The organism is Rhodococcus sp. EPR-157 (assembly GCF_001647195.1).
GTDB lineage: Bacteria > Actinomycetota > Actinomycetes > Mycobacteriales > Mycobacteriaceae > Rhodococcoides.
The window spans coordinates 1-1639 of sequence record NZ_LVCV01000589.1 but is presented as its reverse complement, the minus strand read 5'-3'; the positions used below and the strand labels follow the sequence as shown (position 1 = coordinate 1639).

Sequence of the window (1639 nt, the reverse complement as noted above, 5' to 3'; positions counted from 1 at the left end):
CCCCCGGATAGAGATCTACCCCAGCAACATACTTTTCGGCGTCGGACAACGTCAGTTCGTCCGGAAACCCCTCGACGGTCGGGACGGGTAGACGACCGGCGAACGGAGGTCCACAGGCGACTTCGACGTCATGCCCACCGTCTCGGCATGCGAGAGCGAGAGGCATGAGAGGGTAAACGTGACCGTAGGCGGGTACCGATGCGAACGCAATTCTCATCGTCGAAACTCGATTTCGACAACCTGCTCCGCAGGGGTCGGCATCTCCCGAATCTGTGCCTGAAACCCCTGCGCCGCCGATCGATACGAACTATCGGACAAGACCCGATCACAGGCGTCCACCGCCCGTTCGACCACGTCGGGACCAGGGTGAACCGAGACGCCCGCGCCGTACGCCTCGATTCGATCGGTGGTACGTTGCCAGATCTCGGCATCAGGAAGCATAACCTGCGGGGTTCCGGCGTCGAGAGCAGTCAGGGTACTGACTCCGCCTGCATGATGAACGATCGCGTCGCAGGACGGAGCAACGAAATCCAGGGGTATGAATCCAGCGTGACCGTGTGGAATAAGGTGTCGAACACTGTCGGCGACCGCGCGAGGTGCAGCGACTAGAAGTTCGGCGTTCAAGCGCGACAACGCTTCCACGAGGTCTCTGAGCTTCTTGAAGCTGGTGTCGTAGGTATCGGTCGTCTCTACTCGGCTGCCCATCGTGACGCAGATTCGCTTTTTGCCCGCCGGTGCACCGAGCATCCACGGTTCGATCGCTGTTTGTGTGTTCGACGGTACGAATCGCAACGGCTTGTGTGGAGAACCGTCATGCCGGGTTTGCAGCATGGCAGGAGAGACATCCAGAGTGGTGGACGGCTCCGGGAGATTCCGAAGATCGAGTTCCGCCATTTCGGACGCAAGTTCGGCCTCTGCTCCTGGAATATACGGCGCTATTTCGTACATGTCCCAAGTCTGTCGAACGTAGGGCACCCGCAGCCGGGCCGCAATCAACGGGGCTGCGAAGGAGAGGCTACCCCCAACCACGACATCAGGACTGAATGTCTTCGCAAGCGACTTCAGCGAGTGGTATGCAGTCGCCGCGTAGCGTCCGAAGAACCGGCCGGCACCGAAAACCATATCTTCGTCGGTCGATGCAGGCGGAAGACGTTCACCATCTCGATCGAACAGGATGAACTCGGACAGAGCACGATCGGTGACGGGATATGCAGGCAGTCCGGACGAGGTGATGGCATCGGTCGTCTGCATCGAACCTGCCATGACGACTTGATGTCCTGAGTCCTTTGCTGCGCGTGCAAGTGGTGCCAGTGCGAACGCACTGGCTTGACTGGGGTGTGCTGCGAACAAAATCTTCACTGAGTCCCGCCCTTCGATAGCGCTTCGGGTGTGCACGTTTCGGTGATGATCAGACGCCGCTGGTCATGTTCGAGTGGGATGACCGGCCTGGGTGTGCGGACGCTCGGTGTTCGCGAGGGTGTCCAACCAGAAGTCTTCGATCGACCGGTGGATCGACCTCGTCGGGACCCATCCCAGATGCTCCCGCGCTGGACCGATGTCCACTTGTGTCCAGCGCGGACTTCCAGCAGTGGTGACGGGTTCTCTCTCTGCAAGTTCGGCGTCGACCCCGCTGATGTCG

At 60.1% G+C, this 1639-nt stretch carries 2 protein-coding genes; both read right to left on the bottom strand.

Features of this window, described 5'->3' with window-relative positions:
* Positions 1-213: 213 nt before the first annotated feature.
* Entirely contained in the window at positions 214-1359 is a 1146-nt protein-coding gene (locus A2J03_RS25500; RefSeq protein ID WP_068379756.1) for a glycosyltransferase, read from the bottom strand.
* Positions 1360-1422: 63 nt separating this feature from the next.
* Positions 1423-1639: hypothetical protein (locus A2J03_RS31300; protein WP_197480961.1), on the bottom strand; the 217-nt coding region annotated here is incomplete at its 5' end.